Origin of the sequence: Cyclobacterium sp. 1_MG-2023, from assembly GCF_030546805.1 — a bacterium.
Classification (GTDB): Bacteria; Bacteroidota; Bacteroidia; order Cytophagales; family Cyclobacteriaceae; genus Cyclobacterium.
In genome coordinates, this window is record NZ_JAUOPC010000008.1 from 123,419 (window position 1) to 140,706 (window position 17,288).

At 40.3% G+C, this 17,288-nt stretch carries 11 protein-coding genes; 1 reads left to right on the forward strand and 10 read right to left on the reverse strand.

All coding sequences use genetic code 11. From position 1 onward, the window contains the following. Positions 1-80: 80 nt before the first annotated feature. The 8 genes from ggt to Q4534_RS14115 all read right to left on the reverse strand — a co-directional run bounded on the left by ggt (position 81) and on the right by Q4534_RS14115 (position 13,108). Positions 81-1,880: a gamma-glutamyltransferase gene (gene ggt, locus Q4534_RS14080; RefSeq protein ID WP_303613789.1), complete on the reverse strand. Its 1,800-nt coding sequence runs from the start codon at positions 1,878-1,880 to the stop codon at positions 81-83. Positions 1,881-1,987: 107 nt separating this feature from the next. Next, a complete protein-coding gene (locus Q4534_RS14085) occupies positions 1,988-3,010 on the reverse strand; it encodes a bile acid:sodium symporter family protein (RefSeq protein ID WP_368509157.1) in 1,023 nt (340 codons plus the stop codon). Between the two features lie 154 nt (positions 3,011-3,164). Beyond that, positions 3,165-3,716 carry a RidA family protein gene (locus tag Q4534_RS14090; protein WP_303613791.1) on the reverse strand — a complete coding sequence of 184 codons (552 nt, stop codon included), beginning with the start codon at positions 3,714-3,716 and terminating at the stop codon, positions 3,165-3,167. Between the two features lie 247 nt (positions 3,717-3,963). Further along, positions 3,964-5,811 (reverse strand): CocE/NonD family hydrolase, encoded by a 1,848-nt coding sequence (locus tag Q4534_RS14095; protein ID WP_303613792.1) that lies wholly within the window; start codon positions 5,809-5,811, stop codon positions 3,964-3,966. A 109-nt stretch (positions 5,812-5,920) separates the two neighbouring features. Then, the gene (locus Q4534_RS14100; RefSeq protein WP_303613793.1) at positions 5,921-7,498 is read right to left on the reverse strand and encodes a SusD/RagB family nutrient-binding outer membrane lipoprotein; all 1,578 of its coding nucleotides are present in this window, start codon (positions 7,496-7,498) and stop codon (positions 5,921-5,923) included. A gap of 50 nt (positions 7,499-7,548) precedes the next feature. Beyond that, entirely contained in the window at positions 7,549-10,983 is a 3,435-nt protein-coding gene (locus Q4534_RS14105; RefSeq protein ID WP_303613794.1) for a SusC/RagA family TonB-linked outer membrane protein, read from the reverse strand. A gap of 249 nt (positions 10,984-11,232) precedes the next feature. Then, a complete protein-coding gene (locus tag Q4534_RS14110; protein ID WP_303613795.1) occupies positions 11,233-12,267 on the reverse strand; it encodes a FecR family protein in 1,035 nt (344 codons plus the stop codon). 145 nt (positions 12,268-12,412) lie between these two features. Continuing rightward, the gene (locus tag Q4534_RS14115; RefSeq protein WP_303613796.1) at positions 12,413-13,108 is read right to left on the reverse strand and encodes an RNA polymerase sigma factor; all 696 of its coding nucleotides are present in this window, start codon (positions 13,106-13,108) and stop codon (positions 12,413-12,415) included. A 725-nt stretch (positions 13,109-13,833) separates the two neighbouring features. Between Q4534_RS14115 and Q4534_RS14120 the strand changes: the two genes are divergently transcribed. Next, entirely contained in the window at positions 13,834-14,853 is a 1,020-nt protein-coding gene (locus Q4534_RS14120) for a LacI family DNA-binding transcriptional regulator (protein ID WP_303613797.1), read from the forward strand. Positions 14,854-14,998: 145 nt separating this feature from the next. On the opposite strand, the gene Q4534_RS14125 is transcribed toward Q4534_RS14120, so the two are convergent. Together Q4534_RS14125 and Q4534_RS14130 are read right to left on the reverse strand one after the other, a co-directional pair. Then, positions 14,999-15,745 carry a glucosamine-6-phosphate deaminase gene (locus Q4534_RS14125; protein ID WP_303613798.1) on the reverse strand — a complete coding sequence of 249 codons (747 nt, stop codon included), beginning with the start codon at positions 15,743-15,745 and terminating at the stop codon, positions 14,999-15,001. 150 nt (positions 15,746-15,895) lie between these two features. Then, positions 15,896-17,242 (reverse strand): dipeptidase, encoded by a 1,347-nt coding sequence (locus tag Q4534_RS14130; protein ID WP_303613799.1) that lies wholly within the window; start codon positions 17,240-17,242, stop codon positions 15,896-15,898. Between the last annotated feature and the right edge of the window lie 46 nt (positions 17,243-17,288).

Sequence of the window (17,288 nt, forward strand, 5' to 3'; positions counted from 1 at the left end):
TCAAATCGCCCCATTAAAATAACCAGATTGTCTTTTCAATCATTGCTATCGACCGAAAAGACTTTTCCGGCAATTATCGGCTACCAGCCCACGGCATATCCGTTTCTTCTGGGATCTGCTCCTCCCATTATCCAGCCGGATTTTCTGTCGATGGAAACACCCTGAGCTCCTCCCACTGTCATGGACCAATCGCCCAAACTTGTATCCAATAGATAGCCCATTTGTCTTAAACTTTTAAGCACCTGATTGTCTACACGGGTTTCAATGATAATTTCTTTGGCAGGCACGGATCCCAATTCGTCTTTCCAACGAAATCTAGGAGCACTTATGGCATCCTGAATATTCATCCCAAAATCAATATAATTCATGGCTACTTGGGGTACCGACTGCAAAATACCAAAGCTACCGGGAGAACCTACTACTAGTTCAGGTTTGCCATCCTTGTGGAACTGCATCATTCCTCCAACACACCAACCTACGGCTTTCCAAGGCTCAACACTATTCGCTAATCCCGGTGTTTTTTCCATCCAGTCAATGGCGCTATTGAAAATCAACCCTGTTTTTCCGGCGACATATCCAGAACCAAATCCTCCACCATGGGTTTGTATAATTACCACTGCGTTACCCCATTGATCCATGGCAGAAAGGCTGGTGGTTGCATACTGGTATTTGGGATCCATTTTGTCTTTTAAACTGCCCAACAACTCAAGCTCAGACTCAGTAAAATCACTTTTATCTGCTATTTTGCGATTCTTAACCCTTTCAACCACTTTCTTACGCTGTTCGTCAAGGTAACTGTCAGAAAGCAATTTGTCTACCGGCACATCAACATATTCAGGGTCACCCACATACTTATCCGTATCAATCCTACTCAAATAAATGGCTTCCATCAAATGGGCTAAATATTCTGTACTATTGTGCCCCATAGCTTGTAAGTCAAAGCCCTCCATTATTTTAAGGGTTTGTAATTGCTGAATACCCATTCCCGGAGGAGGGTTATTGTACACTTTATATCCTCTATAGTCAATTGAAATGGGATCTGTCCATTGCACACGACCCGGTACCATTGCCAAGTCCTCCACAGTGATAAAGCCACCATCTTTTTTGAATGCCGCCGCAATTTGCTCGGCAATATCTCCTTGATAAAATACTTCAATACCTTCGTCCGCTATTCTCCTCATGGTTTTTGCCAAAGGTTTATTGGTGAAAATATCTCCAATTTCGTATGGATTTTCTCCATCCTTAAATAAGATGGCTCTGGACTCTTTGTGAGGTCTTACCCTTTCTACAGTTCCCCTCCACATAGCCTGATCAAACTCAGTAATCGGAACCCCATTTTCTAAATATTCAATGGTCGGTTCAAAAACCTCTTTGAGAGACATGGTTCCGTAATCCTCTAAAGCCCTATTCCATCCAGCCAAATTACCCGGAATGGCAACAATCCTTGGACCTACAGTCTCAATGGCTCCATGACCTGCGCCATCAGCAGCCTTTGCTTCACCCTTCAAGGATTGGGTTTTAAAAGACTTGGGCACCCATCCTCCAAAAACAAGAGATCTTACCCTATTTTCTTCGGCAGAATAAAAAAGCATATAGCCTACGCCGGCAGTACCGGACATATACGGCTCTACAGCATTCAATGAAGCTGCTGCAGCCACTATGGCATCAATGGCATTGCCTCCATTGGCCAAAACCTTTTGACCGGCAAGACTTGCCAAAGGATTGGCTGTGGCCACCATGCCTTTTTTCCCAATAGCAGCAGGACGAAGGTTTTCTTTAGCTACTTGTGCAAAGGTATTAAAGCTAAAGATGCTCATCAGCAAAATCACTCCTGGCAGCATTCCTTTAAAAGCCAAGTGTTTTTTGTAGTTGGTTTTCATACTTTTTTCATTTTAATTTTAAGTCTTTGTTTTTCCGATACTAAACAAAAATAATCTTCTACCAATTTTTGGCTTACAGCCACCTTGGTTTTGATTATAGTTATAATTTATTGGAGGTTTTCATCAATTTTGGGCTGTTGGTCTAAATCCTCTTTAATAGGTTTCAAAGGTGGTTTTCCATTCCAATAGGAGGCCATTACAGAAGAGGTAAAACCCATTAATGGACCACATACTGCAGAAGCCAATCCAACTGTTGCGATCTTACCCATTTCTTTGGCTATTCCGGATACTAAGCCTGCATTCTGCATGCCCGTAGTAATGGATATTGTTCTACAATCCTGTTCTTCCAACTTAAATAATCGAGCCAACCAATAGGCTGATAAGTATCCCAGCAAATTAAGCAGCAACACCATCAAGACCAACATCAAGCCCATATTCAATAAGCTATCTCTACCGGCAGCCATGATAATGGCCACAATTAATGCAATTCCTACCATTGAAACAATAGGCATGGAAGCATCCAACCATTTGGCTTTTCCATGTAAAAACTTATTGAAAATCAAGCCTGCACCGATAGGGAAAAGTACCATTTTAACGATACTCCACATCATACCCATCACATCAATAGGAATAAATCCTCCTGCATAAAATTTCATTAATACAGGGATAAACAAGGGGGCTAAAAGAGTGGTTACCGAAACGATTGTGATGCAAAGAGCTACGTTTGCTTTTGCCAAAAAAGCAAAAACTGGTGAAGCCACAGATACAGGTGCACATCCCAATAAAATAAGGCCGGCAGAAATCTCCGGAGAAAAACCGCTTGCCGAAGCTAGTGCGAAAGCGATCAATGGCATCAATAAAAATTGTGCAAACACGCCTACAATTACTGATTTAGGGGATTTTCCTAATGCAATAAAATCTTTGAACCCCATGGAAGTTCCCATACCAAACATGATCACTTGGATCAATGGGGTGATTAAACCGGCCAGTTCATAGCCTCTGAATTCAAGGAAATAATCCGGGAAATTTAATGCTGTAGTAACAACCGTCAGTATTATTAGAGTAAAGGAAAGACCTTTTGTAGCTTGAAAGGCCCTGACTCCAATGGCCGTTGATAAAAAAAACGCCATCAGAACTGGTCCAATATATTCCGTATGCTGAGTTAAAAGCATTGCCATTGCTACGATGAAAAGCAACAGGGAACATGCTATTATTAATTTATAAATCCCATGAATTTTCAAAGCAAATGGTATTATAAAGGTTAGCCAATTTGTTAAATCTTTATTAGTCTTCTTTCAATTCTACGATCATTTCTATCTCCACCGGAATACCAAAAGGTAAAGACCCCATCCCTACTGCAGAGCGTGCATGCTTACCACTTTCGCCAAATACTTCAACCATAAAATCGGAAAAGCCATGCATCACTATTGGATGTTGTTTAAAATCAGGAGCAGCATTAACCATTCCTAGGACTTTTACAATTCTTTTGACCTTATTAAGTGATCCTATTGTATGTTTTAGTGAAGTTAAAAGTGAAATACCGGTTAATCGAGCTGCTAGTGCGCCTTCATCAACCGTTAATTCAGATCCTAGTTTACCTTTCATGTATTCTCCATTTTCTTGCATAGGGCCGTGTCCTGATAGAAATACAAGGTTTCCTACTTGAACTGCCAAAACAAAATTAGCAGTAGGCTCACCGGGTGTTTTAAGAATGATCCCCATTTCTTGTAATTTGGCTTCGGGATCGTTACCTGAACTTTGTGCAAAAGAAGATTGAACCTGGCCTACCAAAAGGAAAATTGCCAGCAAAAGCATTTGATGAATTTTAATTGTCATAACAGAAGTGAATTTAAAATATATGGGTAATATAAGACCATCAAATATGCGAATCTAAATTTAATATAAGTAAATATTGTTAATTTTGATCGTCTCTTTTTGATGAATGGTACAATTTTGCCTAAATCAAGCTAATTTTAAACCCGCAAGGTCAAATTTATACAAGAAAATAATCCATTCCCCTATAAATTTCAGAGAATGGATCATTGCATTAGTGGTTATAAGTGGTTGTTGATTGTAAAGCTATTTAGTCAAAGCCTTTCACAATGGGTAGGATGATATGACTTGCCCTTGGCCCTCCATGATGGACCGTTTGTTGAGCAACTCTCGTTTCATCACTGCTTCCCAGTGGCTTACCGGTGTTGGGGTTCCTGTCAAATTGAGGGAAATTACTTGAGGTAATGTCTACCCTTATTCGGTGCCCCGGCTTGAAAACATTGGCCGTACCTGTAAGTGTTATTTCATACTCATAAACCTTGTTGGCTTTCAGAAGCTCCGCTTTTTCGGTTCCATTCCTAAACTTCGCCCTCAATATCCCTTCAGATATTGGGTAAGCACTTCCATCAGGATACACATCTACCAATTTGATCATCCAATCTGTATCAGGCCCATCGGTGGCTGCAAAGAGCTTCATGGAAACAGGCCCGGCAATGGATACCGGTTCAGTTAAGAATTCAGAAGTGTAAACCAAAATATCATTTCTCCTTTCTAGTACTCTTTGGTCTCTTGGCCCAGCAGGGGTAGGTGTACCACAGCAATTGTTGCCTCCATAGGTAGGCACTGGAAGTTGCGGATCATAGGCATAGGTATCAGTAACCGCTTTGTCTGCTTTCTCAAAACTCAAAGTTCCCCCTCCCCTTACGGAATTTGCAGGCGCCTCTCCGCCAAGGTACAATTCTTTATAAACCGTTCCGGGAATCGGCCAGTCGTCTTCGTGCCTCCACTTGTTTTCGCCCATATAGTAAATTTGGACCGGCTTTTCTTTGTCTAGGCCATTTTGAATACCTTTCAAATAATAATCATAATACTTTAATTCTTCTTCAAATAGATCCACATAAGCATCTTCTGAAAATTTCATGTCCCCATATGAGTTAGATTTAGATGGTCCATGTCCCCAAGGCCCGATAAGCATTTTCGTTCCTTTTCTTGCTTCGGGTGTTCCACCATGATTTCTCATACCTACATACCCATTAATGGTGCCCATGACGAAGATATCAAACCAACCTCCGGTATTGTAAGCCGGTACAGTGATTTTATTGAATCTTTCCTCATCACTTACCTCTTTCCAATAGTCATCATAAGCCTCATGTTCTACCCAATCCCTGTAATGAGGGACTGCTTTTCCGGCACTCGCCAAGTCCCCATCTTTCAATGGAAGATGGTATAGAATATTCTCATATTTAAGCTCTTCAGGTGTATAAGCCGCTGTGTGCCAATCCTGAGGCAACATGATTTTATTTGGCATTCGAACTACTCCCCAACCATAGTTAAAGCTTAATCTGAAGGCTCCACCCATAGTAATCCAGTTAGCATATACATTGGTGGAGGCCACTGATGGGAAAATTGCTTCAAGGCTTGGTGGGGTTTGGCTGGCGGCAGCCCATTGGTTATGTCCCAAATAACTTCCACCCTGAGTGGCTACTTTGCCATTGGAGCAGTCTAATTTTGCCGCCCACTCGATGGTGTCAAAACCATCTTTTGCTTCATCTCTAAAAGGATCCCATACGCCCTCGCTTTCATATCTTCCGCGGACATCCTGAACAATAGCTACATAACCTCTTTGAGCAAATTTAGTCATTCGCTCATGGTGCACACCCACACGTTGCACGCCATAGGGTGTTCTTGTCAAAATCACCGGGTATTTTCCTTCTTTCGCAGGCCTATAAATGTCTGCATAAAGTATGACACCATCTCTCATTTTTACCGGCTGGTGTCTTTCAATTTTGATCTCAAATAAAATTGGGTCAGGTTCAGGGTTCCCTTGAACCAAACCCATGGAAACCATCATCAGGCAGATCAATAGCCATGAAGATTTTCCTAAATGTTGTTTAAAATTTAATGGCTTCTCACCAAATAAGCGTATTATTCTTTTCATTGGTAATGATAGTACGTTGGTTATAAATTGTGATTAAAATGAAAGCCTGAGCCCGACAAAATGACTATCGAGCTCAGGGCAAACAAAATTCTATTTAAATATAAGCATTTTACCTTGGAAATTTAGGATCCCACCAAACTGTACTTGTAAGTAAGTTGCCTACCCCTTGCCTGTTATAGGCTTCCATAAAATTATCTTCATTCAGGTTCAATTCAGAATCCGGAATAATTAACCTTCTAGGAATTGTTCCTCCGGTAATGTTTCCTGGATAATTGGTAGGGATCAACTCCGGGTAGCCTGTTCGTCTCCAGTTAGAAAAGATTTCATAATTATCAAGAAATAAAGAGACCCACTTTTGCGTACTAATTTGCTCTAGTTTTTCTTCAAATGACCCATCCTCTTTAAAAGGGTTTCTAGCAATATAATCCTCGATTTTTTCAGATGAAATAATGCCCTCATCTCCAAAAAGCGCCCAATGTCTCATGCCTGCCCTCACAGCATCCTCATAAGCAGCTTTGACACTACCGGTGTACCATCCTCTGATTCCTGCCTCAGCTAACAAAAGGTTCGTTTCTGCATTGGTCATGGTCAAAACCGGACTGGCATAACTTAAAACCGTATTGGGATGTGGTTCAGAATAGGTGTGGAAGTCATCCGGCTCACCAAATAAAGCTCCATTTTTCATCCCTCTCTGAATACTTGTAGCCGTATCATAAACATAACCATCTCCATCAGGATTATCTACCCAAACTACTGACATCACATTCAGTCTGGGGTCTCCTGTGGCTTTCAAATGTTCAATAAAAGTTTCAGCAAATTTACCTCCCTGAGTATTGCTCACCCCTGCTTGAGGGTTTTGGTAATCTTGGACCAATAGGTTGGCTGCTTTAGGATTTCTACTGTGTTCTATTTGTCCATCCAAGTAAGAAACCTTTGCAATTTCGTCATCCTCAATGATCACCCCGCCTGCAATGGCTTTCTTGGCCCAGGTTTCTGCAAGATTAGGACGAACTTCCGTTAATCGCATACTTAATCTAAGCATTAAGGAATTGGCAAACTTTTTCCATTTGTCTATATCTCCTCCATAAAATAAATCTGAAGGGCCAAAGGTTGGTAATGAAGGATTAAAAGCTGCAGCTGCTTGTTCCAGTTCTTCCAACATGTCTTCATAAATTACTTCCTGGGTATCATATACGGGTTGCAATAGGCCTTCTGCACTTTTCAATGCTTCAAAATAGGGAACATCCCCATGAAGGTCTGTCACCAAATGAAACATGTATACTTTCCAAATCCTTGCCGCAGAAAGCAAATTGATAGAATTGGGATCATCTTTCACTGCATTGATTACACGCTCGTTGTCTGCTAGGGCCGTATTGTATACCGGCCAATGACTCCTGGCTGCACTTTCATTGAAATATTTATCGCCTGTACCTCTTACCTCTGAATGGGTAGCAAAATGTTGCATGGCCTGGGCAAAAATAAAGTGCTGCCCATCTGCCCCATTGGTGAAGTTATAAGCCACACCAACTAACATTGAATTGGTGAAGAGAAACTCGGGAATAACCTCCTCATAAGCATTGGGGTTTTTATTCAAGTCGCTCAAACTATCTGTAAAATCATTACAGGAAGTCATGCATATCAGAGATATGGCAAAACTAATTATATATATATTTGAATACTTTTTCATAATATCATATTGTTTAAGAAATAAATTGGTGAAATGCAGGCTGCTCTTCATTAAAAAGCAATCCTTAAATTAAAACCTATCTCTCTAGTCCTTGGAAGCATTACTCCGGAAAAGTTCTGGGAGTTGCTGTTAGGATCAGACCCTTGTTCAGGATCAAAATGATCTGAGTTTCTGTAAAGAATGGCAAGGTTTCTCGCCACCAATGATATTTGGGCGGTAGTCAAATTCACAAATTGTAATTTTTCTACCGGTATGTTATAATTCAATACCACGCTTCTTAATTTCACAAAACTTCCATCGATCATAAAGTTGGTAGCATACTGTCCATCATTGTTATAATAAGTAGACATAAAGCTGGCAGGCCACGTTTTGGTAAAGGCATCTCCATTTTCATCAACACCTTCCACTGTCAACCCATTGTCTCTTCCGGGTAAGGTTTCCTTAAGCAAGCCAAACCTCCACATGTATTGCTTGGCCTGGGAAAAGAATTTATTCCCAAATTTGGCATCGATAAGCGCATTTAAAGAGAAGTTTTTGTAAGTAAAGGTGTTTTCAAAACCCATGGTGTATGGAGGCACACCAATACCTAATGGGATTGTAGGTCCAAGCATGGCATAACCACTCAAGCTATTGTAAACCCTAATACCATCTTCTGTGTACTCATAACTTCTTCCAAAACGAGTACTGGAATCTTTACCCAACAAACTACTGTTTCCTGTAGCCTGTCCCGGAGCAAGAGTAAGCACCCTGTTTTTATTGTAAGCAAGATTATAACTTACATTCCACGAGAATACAGATGTTCTTATGGGATTACCGGTTAAGAGCAACTCTATCCCTTTATTACTTATTTCTCCTACATTCAGTAAGGTAGAGGTCGCTCCTGAAGAAGGGGCTATTGCCGTAGAAACGATATCATCCTGGTTGATTTTGCTGTAAAGGGTGAAATCTATTCCAAACCTATTGTCAAAAAACTGAGCATCAAAACCTATCTCAGAGGTAGTGGAAGTCAAAGGTCTCAATTCTGGATTTGAAATGGCAGAACTTGAAGTCTGTACCGGCACCCCTAAGTGACCTCCAAGACGAAAACCATACAATTGATTAATCGCATAAGCATCCACTGTGGCTGAACCCACTTGAGCCCAAGAACCTCTTAACTTCGCAAAGCTGATCACATCCGGAAGCTCAAATGCATTGGATAAAATCACACTACCACCCACAGATGGATAAAAGATTTTATTGTTTCCGGGGTTAAGGGTAGAAAACTGATCTTGCCTACCTGTAATACTTAAGTAATAGGTTTCTTTATAGTTAAAGTCCATAGAACTGAAAACTGAATTTGTACCGGTTCTATAAAAGCCTTTAGATGGAGCCAAGATATTTAAGTTAACAGGACTGATCCAGTCAGGGATGATATATTCTGAACCTACAAGGTTGGATACATCTAGTATATCTCTTTCCAAATTGCCCCCAACCATTGCGGCGAAATTAATACCATTACCAAAGGTAGTATTGTAATTGGCAATCAGTCGTCCATTGGATCTTGTACGAAGTTCTTCTGTAGAACGGTAAGTACCCAAAGGTCTGAAGGCAGTACCTACAGGGTAATAATCTTCCTCTCTCCAGCTACTGAAATCACGCATAAAATCCGCCTTGATAAAAAGGTTAGGCAATAGATCATAAGTTAAGCTTCCCTGAGCCATTACTCTATCTTTCACATCTTGGTTGCCCATTCTATCCCTTGCAAAGTAAGGGTTTGTTGCCTGGTTTACATGTTGCCATTCTACTTCCTGACCGGTTTCAGGATTATAACCTGGAGCCAAATCAGTAATATCTACCGTATTGGCCAATAAATAAACGCCCCATGCAGAGTTGGTTCCCACATAGCCTACGCCAGGACGGTTTGTACCTACTTCATAATTGTATTGAACCTGTGTATCAAAACTCAACTTATCACTCAAGAAAGCTTTCAAGTTTACATTGGCAGTTTGCCTGTCATAGGTAGAACCATCCACAATGGCTCCTGACTGCAAATCTGATGCTGATACCCTATAGAGTACTGACTCCGTTCCTCCTGAGAAAGATACTGTATTAACAATATTGGTGCTATTTCTATAAAATGCTTTGATGTTGTCTTTGATTGATACTCCTGAGTAAGGCCGTTCAACGCCATCAAACTGCACATAAGGCTGACCATCCATAGGCTCTCCATAGGACAAACGACCTGTACTGATCGCCTCACCTTGACTTTGTGGTCGTACACCTAGACTTCCTTGACCATATTCGTATTGGTATTCCGGAAAAATATTAATTGTTCCTAGGGTAAAATTAGAATTAAGCTCTATACCAATACCTTTTGCTTGCCTGGTACCTTTTTTAGTGGTAATTAAGATTACACCATTGGCAGCCTGACTTCCATATAAGGCCGCTGCAGCACCACCCTTAAGCACACTTATAGATTCGATATCATCCGGGTTGATACTAGAAATTCCATCTCCCAAATCAGTGGTCGCACCATTGGCTTGATCTTTTACAGTGGAAGGGCTATTAGAAATAGGCATACCATTGATAACATATAGGGGCTGATTGTTTCCATTTAAGGAGCCATTACCACGGATGACAACCCTACTAGAACTACCCGGACCACTGGCCATACTGGTAGCATTTACACCGGCAATTTTTCCTGTCAAGGAGTTCGCCAAGTTGGTTTCTCTGGATTTGGTAAATTCTTCTCCTCTTACCTCTGTTACGGAATAAACCAATGATTCCTTTTTCCTCTCCAAACCAAAGGCAGTTACGACTACCTCGCCAAGAGCTTGTGATTCATCCACCATGGTCACATCTATAACGCTTCTTCCGGAAATTGGTACTTCCTGAGAAGAAAAGCCAATGAAAGAGAAGACCAAAGTTCCGGTACTGTTAGGAACTGTGATGGAATATTTACCATCCATGTCTGTAACGGTCCCAATATTGGTTCCTTTTAGCAGCACGTTAACGCCTGGCAGGGTTTCTCCATTTTCTGAAGACACGGTACCTGATATGTTTTCCTCCTCAGCTTTTACCATTCTCACTGCTTCTTTTTTTGCAGATTGTTTGGCATTGCTGTTAGGCAAATTCACGGGTAAAGCATCATTTTTAATGGCTCCTTTTTCTTCATTGTTGGCAATTACGTAGAAGCCGTCATCCAGTTTATGGTAACTCAGATTGCTAATTGCAGTTAATTTAGACAGATGTTCTTCTACTGATTTTGATTGATCAGTAACCTCATAAGCAATTTTGGTATGTATCAAATCGCTATTGCATACAATAGAAACCTCATACATCGGTTCCAGCTTTTTAATTAAAGCCTTTAAGTTATTTGTTGAAGCTTTCTTTTCAACGTGAGCTACCCGTTTTCCATCTCCCAGTGCGAGTTCCTGGGCTTGAATATTCATTATCCCGATCATAAAGACGAGCAATGAAAATTTGATTTTGTTAAGTTTTCTCATATTCGAAATTGTTAGGTTGTTAGTTATAGTTATTAACCAGCCCCAGGTTTTAAATAGATTAACACCCTGGAAATGATCATTTTGGTTAAAGCAATTTTACAATTTCTTCGGAAAGCTTAAATCCTTGTTATTAAGCTCCGATGAAAAAATTATTCGGTAGTACTATATAGTGGTTTGATAAATTCTATGGTATAGAATCAAGCAAATGATTCCTTAAGCTAATGACTTTGGTATTCCTTTATATTTGTTTTATTTGATTGTGACCAGTTTTCCTTCTATCGATATCTCATTTCCCAGACTCCTTTCTAGGCCTTCCAACAATAAGGTAACATCATTGCTAGGCGCGGATCCATACAAGCGTTTTTCGAGTAAATTGCTGTCCGCTACAATTACCTTGAGGCCATAAGTAGATTCAAGAATGGCTTTTATTTCTTTCAAAGAAGTATCCTCAAAGAGCAAGCGGTTGTTCCTCCATGAGGTATATACCTTAGGATCTACTTCCTTTTTTGTTAAAACCTTGTCATTGTGAATGTATTCCGCCATTTCTCCGGGGGCCATCTGGAGACGTTCCTCACTGCTTTCTTTTTGGAGGTTAAGCATGACCTTTCCGGAAGACAAGACCACCTTGGTTTTTCCTTTTCGGTTAAGCACGTTAAATTCCGTCCCCAAAACTTCCACATTAAAATCGGTGGTGGCATGGACAACAAACTTCTCTTGCTCGCCTAAATGCTTTACGGTAAAGTAGGCTTCCCCTTCTAACCACACATCCCTTGCCTCACCAATCTCCCAGCTATTGGAATAGCTCAGTGAAGAATTTCCATTGAGTTTAATCTCAGACCCATCAGGAAGGACAATGCTTTTGGTTTCTCCATAAGCAGTCGTATGTGTGATCAATCTTTCGTTTAAAGCAAAATAGTAAATGCCACTCATTACCAATAGGCCGATGAATACTGCAGCCCATTTCAGCCAGCCATTTTTAGCAATTATTTGGCCCGACTTGGCCTTTATTTTAATATTTTCTGGAGCAGGTTCTTCTTTATCCTCATGAATAGAATCCTGAATCCTTTTAAAAATCAATTCCTTGCGAATATTTTCTGGGCTAGTTTTTTTGAAATCTATTCCATTGGCAATCACCTTTGCTTCTCGCAGCATAAGTTTCCTTTCAGGGCTACTTCCTTGCCATTCCTCCCAATAACTGTTTGTCTCTTCAGTAGGGTTTTTGACCCAGTCAAGAAAGGAAATGTCTACCAATAGGTCATAAACAGAATGAATATCTGACTTCATCTAGATTGATTTAAGGAAAAAAAAGACTAAGAAAATTCTTCTCATTTTCCGGTGTATATATATAAGGGGAGGCTATTCCGGAAATTACCTCAAAAAAATTGATAAAATTTTAAAAAAAATATTGAGGAAGAAAAAGTAGGTCGATTTATAGGCAATCACTTGCACAATATACCTTCAAAGCAAGCAAATACAAGAGCTTATTATCCATACTTCCTTTCATGGAGGCAAGTGCCCTGTAGACCAAGGTATAGGTTGACTTTTGGCTAATGCCGAGTAAACCCGAAATTTCAGCAAATGAAAGCCCATCATAAAATCGTAATATGATAACTTCTTTCTGTTTCCTAGATAGCTGGTTGAGTGCTTTCAGAATATTTTCTTTCTGTATGGCAGTAATTTCCCCGGAAATAATTCCCAAATCATGAGGTAAAACGATTTCAAAATCATGGTCTTTGAAACTTTCTTTTAATGGGGATTTTCGCTTTTTTTCCAGGTTTCTAACTATTTTTCTCTTAAGTGCTTTGTATAAATAATAGCGAATGGATTCCACTTGAGCAATAGAATTTCTATTTTTCCAAAGCTCCACAAATAAATCATGAATGCTGTCTTCAATCAATTCTTTGTCGGCTGTTATGATCTCTCCATAGTTAAACAATGCCACAATATAGCGTTCATAAAGAGCCGAAAAAGCCATTTCATTCCCTGCCTTAAACTCAGCCCAAAGGTCCGCATCTTCATTGTACTGCCCAGCATCTTTAGCAAAAGAACCCTTTACTTTTGTGTTCTTTTCTCCATGAGTAAGTGTCAATTGAAAGTCTCTATTTTCCCCACCGGATAACTCCATATGAATAATAACCCTACCACCAGATAGCAGCAGGATAACATTTATAGTTTAGCTCAAAAAATGTATCAGATACATACCAAATTGACAAGAATTATAATAAACCTTCAACAATGACCGTAGGAATTAAGATTGTTCCCTGTTTCAAGGCTTCTGTTTGCTATATTTCTTATCAGTCAATGCACATACATTTTCCGAATTTAATGTTGTTTAAAATCAATAGGACTTGGGCATTGTAAACTGAACCAGAAATAGGCTGAAGGTAAGCCGACAATTTTATCTTTGCCCTTTGATTAAGGGCTATCCTTCAAAACCTATTTAATTTTTGAAAAGACATAGTTTAATGCTTATGTAATTTTCCGAGGATCCTTAATTCTCCAAAAATCTCAAGCATTGATTTACTAAACGCCCAATCGTTAGGGTGATTTTTTATCTTTAAATCATCCCATTCTTCAAGCTTAGTAAAATTTAGGTTGTTATTCTGTTAAATAAAAGTTTTGCGCCTGATTTTTTCCTTTTCTAAGTATAATATAGCTGATTCGGGTGTTGAATGGCGAGACCAAATCACAATTCCACCGCCAAAAACAACGGCTTATTTCGTTAATTTTTCAAATCAAATCTTTACAAAATCAATGAATTACCCTTACTAAATTCTACCATTCCATACATTTGGTATTTTATTTTTATAAAATAAAAAGCATATTATAGGACATATTGATATAAAGTAAATGTTACGTCAGACGATAACCATAAAAGACATTGCACGTGAACTGAATATTTCAGTTTCCACAGTATCCAGAGCCTTGCGGGACGCTTTTGATGTGAGCCTAGAAACCAAACAGTTGGTCCTTGAAAAAGCCAGGGAGCTTAATTATAAACCAAACTACAATGCCAGAGGGCTCTCCCAGGGAAAAACCAACAATATAGGGGTTATCATCCCCTTTATCACCAACTATTATTTTTCAACAGTCATTACCGGTATTCAAAAAATTGCTTATGATTACAATTACAATATTGTCCTCTACCTAACCAATGACTCCGAGGAAAGGGAATGCCAGATTATGAATAACCTAATCCTATCCGGACTTGATGGAATACTTATCTCCACCTGCGCTAGTAATTACGATCCTATTCATAAAATTATGGACAAAGGGGTACCTGTGGTATTTTTTGACCGGACCAACAGCCTTAATGCTTCCAAAGTAAAACAGGACGATTATAATGGCGCTTTTGAGGCTACATCTCATCTGATCTCTCAAGGGTTTAGCAAAATAGCCCATATCACCGGGCCAAAAGACCAGATGTTTACCCAAAACAGGCTCAATGGATACCTAAATGCCCTAGAACACCACAACATACCGGTCAAAAAAAAATGGATTATTCACAACGGATTTTCACAAGAATGTGGTGCTAAGGACCTTCAAAAGCTCATGGCCAAGTCCAAAAGGCCGGATGCCATTTTTGCGGTAAATGACCGGAAAGCCATAGGCGCCATGGTTGAACTTAAAAAGCAAAACATTCAAATAGGAAAGGACTTTGGTGTGGTTGGCTTTACCAATGACCCCATCTGCACCCTAATCACCCCTACTCTAACCACAGTATCTGAATCTGCCTTTGAAATAGGAAGCATGGCTTGTGAATTGCTCCTCAAACATATTCAAAAGGAAAATTTAGCCCCCAAGGAGGTTATTTTACCTGGGAAATTAATTATTCGAGAATCCACTATGCGGTCCTCCCCCCAAATTTAAAAAGGTAATTTACCTAAAAGCTAAAACGATAGGGCTTAATTATCAAAAGAAAAAATAGCTTGATAAAGAAATGCTAGAGACACCTAAACAAAACCGCATCCCAAGATCTTTAATCGACCTTTGGACACGGTTTAGGGTTAGTGGTTTATTTCTGTATTGGCTTGGATAATAAGGAGGCCGATGCATCATCCAAGAAAATGCTGCAGGAAGCATGCTCTTGCAAAATACTTGAGGGGTTTAAATTACTCACTTCACCTTCCAGGCAAGCTTGAACGGCTTTAGCTTTCCGCTCATCAGGTACTGAGCATATGATGTGTTTGGATTTCATGATCTGTTGAATAGACATGCTGATGGCTTGGGCCGGAACATCCTCCATCTTTTCAAACCATCCCTCATTCATTTGTTGTTTTCTGCATGGCTCATCCAGGTCTACCACAAGGTATGGTATTTGGGTATCGAAGTCTGCTGGGGGATCATTAAAAGCCAAGTGACCATTTTCACCTATGCCTACAAAGGCTACATCTATGTCCTTCTCTGAGATTAAGGCCGCCAGCCTTTTGCATTCTTCTTCAGGGTCATTTTCTCCATTGATATAGTGTATGGCTCCCAGGTTTCCTACCTTATCTACAAACCTTTCCTTCAGGTATTTCCTAAAACTTGCCGGATGGCTAATCGGAATTCCTATGTACTCATCCAAATGAAAAACCGTCACTTTGCTCCAATCAATTTCTTCATCCAAAAGCCTGGAAATGGTTTCAAATTGGCTGGTACCGGTGGCTAATATTAAATTTGCTTTGCCTTTCTTTGCAATCGCTTCTCTGATCAGAGGAGCTGCTTCCTCTCCTGCTAAGTTTCCAAGCGCTTTCGGATTCTCAGATTGAAATATTATCATATAATTTAAATTAAGGTAAATAAAAAAACACTAACATATGGTCAGCCTAGGCTAAGGTTAATCATCTAAATTTATTCGGTACCGTACCCTTCAATTCAGAGGCCGGAAACCATCAAATAAGACCGGAAAATCTCGATCTTAGAATTCATATTATTTTAAAGCAGCCCTAGCCACACGCAATACATTTCCACTTAATATTTTACGGATGGTCTCATCCGAATAGCCCAATTGAACCATGCCTACAGTAAATAAAGGCCAATTTGTCCAAGCCAGACTTTGGGTCATTTCTTTGCTGGTAGTAAACTCCTTTTCGGGATCAGGCCATAAAGCTTCCCATCGGTTTCTAGGTTTTCGATAAGCAGGTATTTTCTTATTTTCCTCTGAAGCATACTGGGAATTATGGGCGACATCCGTACCTATGGCCACTCGGTCAGGCCCAAACTTCTTGACCATATAATCTATGTGTTGCATCAGGGAGGCGATATCTCCTGAACCTCCCAGATACCAAGGAATACAACAAATACCCATATACCCATCAGTATCTGCTATGGCCTTGATTACATTGTCCGGCTTGGCACGAAAATGTGGATACAATGAATTAACTGTGCTGTGGCTGGCCACCATTGGTTTGTCCGAAAATTTGGCCGCATCCAAGCTGGTTTGCCATCCGGAATGCGAAATATCTACAATGACACCAACCCTATTCATTTCTTTAACCACTGCCCTTCCAAAGTCACTCAACCCGGCATCATTTGGCTCTCCACAACCATCGCCTATCATGTTCCTCCTGTTATAGGTGAGGTGCATCATCCGAATTCCCAATTGAAAAAACACCCTGATATAGCGAAGCTCCTCTTCCACAGAACCCCAATCCTGAGGAAGGGGCACACCGTTTCCGGTAAAATAAAGTGAGTGTTTATTTTGTTCTTTGGCCAGCAAGATATCTTCAGGGGTCACCGCTTTTATTAAAATATCCTTCATCCAATCTGTGGCGTAAGTAAAACGAGACAAACGTTTGAGCAGTTTTTCTATGGCACTTCCTTCCTCTCCGGCGTTTTGAATCACGCAAGTGACTCCGGAAGCTTTCCAAGCATTGATAAACTCTTCCGTTTCCCGTTGAATTTCCACAAACCGAGTCATGCTCATGTCTTCTCCCATGTCCTGAAGCTCCAATGGAGAAGCATTTTCCTCCACAGCTTTCTTCATCCTGTCTCCGTCCACTGCCGCACGAGGCATAAAACCATAACAATCCACCACAACAGCGTCCCGATGCAGTTCAAGCCCATGTTCCAATTGACTTTTGCTTGGTTTTAGTACATTGAGTGCTACCTGATAGGCCTCTTCCATCCCCTTGGTGATTTGAAAGCGAGTAGGATCCTCATGAAGAGGACCTGCCGCCTGCTCGCCGGATTGGCCTGCTGCAAAACTTTCCATTACTCCCAAACCAGACACTGCCAACCCGGAAACTTTTAAAAACTTCCTTCTCTGATGATCCATACAAATACAGTTAATGCTATACTTTCCATAATGCTGAGAAACCCTT

Bases quoted from the DNA above. Each gene is read 5' to 3' on its own strand.
- Q4534_RS14105 (WP_303613794.1), bottom strand. From the start codon at position 10,983: ATGAGAAAACTTAACAAAATCAAATTTTCATTGCTCGTCTTTATGATC.
- Q4534_RS14130 (WP_303613799.1), bottom strand. From the start codon at position 17,242: ATGGATCATCAGAGAAGGAAGTTTTTAAAAGTTTCCGGGTTGGCAGTG.
- Q4534_RS14125 (WP_303613798.1), bottom strand. From the start codon at position 15,745: ATGATAATATTTCAATCTGAGAATCCGAAAGCGCTTGGAAACTTAGCA.
- Q4534_RS14085 (WP_368509157.1), bottom strand. From the start codon at position 3,010: ATGGCGTTTTTTTTATCAACGGCCATTGGAGTCAGGGCCTTTCAAGCT.
- Q4534_RS14095 (WP_303613792.1), bottom strand. From the start codon at position 5,811: ATGAAAAGAATAATACGCTTATTTGGTGAGAAGCCATTAAATTTTAAA.
- Q4534_RS14100 (WP_303613793.1), bottom strand. From the start codon at position 7,498: ATGAAAAAGTATTCAAATATATATATAATTAGTTTTGCCATATCTCTG.
- Q4534_RS14110 (WP_303613795.1), bottom strand. From the start codon at position 12,267: ATGAAGTCAGATATTCATTCTGTTTATGACCTATTGGTAGACATTTCC.
- Q4534_RS14090 (WP_303613791.1), bottom strand. From the start codon at position 3,716: ATGACAATTAAAATTCATCAAATGCTTTTGCTGGCAATTTTCCTTTTG.
- Q4534_RS14115 (WP_303613796.1), bottom strand. From the start codon at position 13,108: ATGGAGTTATCCGGTGGGGAAAATAGAGACTTTCAATTGACACTTACT.
- Q4534_RS14120 (WP_303613797.1), top strand. From the start codon at position 13,834: ATGTTACGTCAGACGATAACCATAAAAGACATTGCACGTGAACTGAAT.
- ggt (WP_303613789.1), bottom strand. From the start codon at position 1,880: ATGAAAACCAACTACAAAAAACACTTGGCTTTTAAAGGAATGCTGCCA.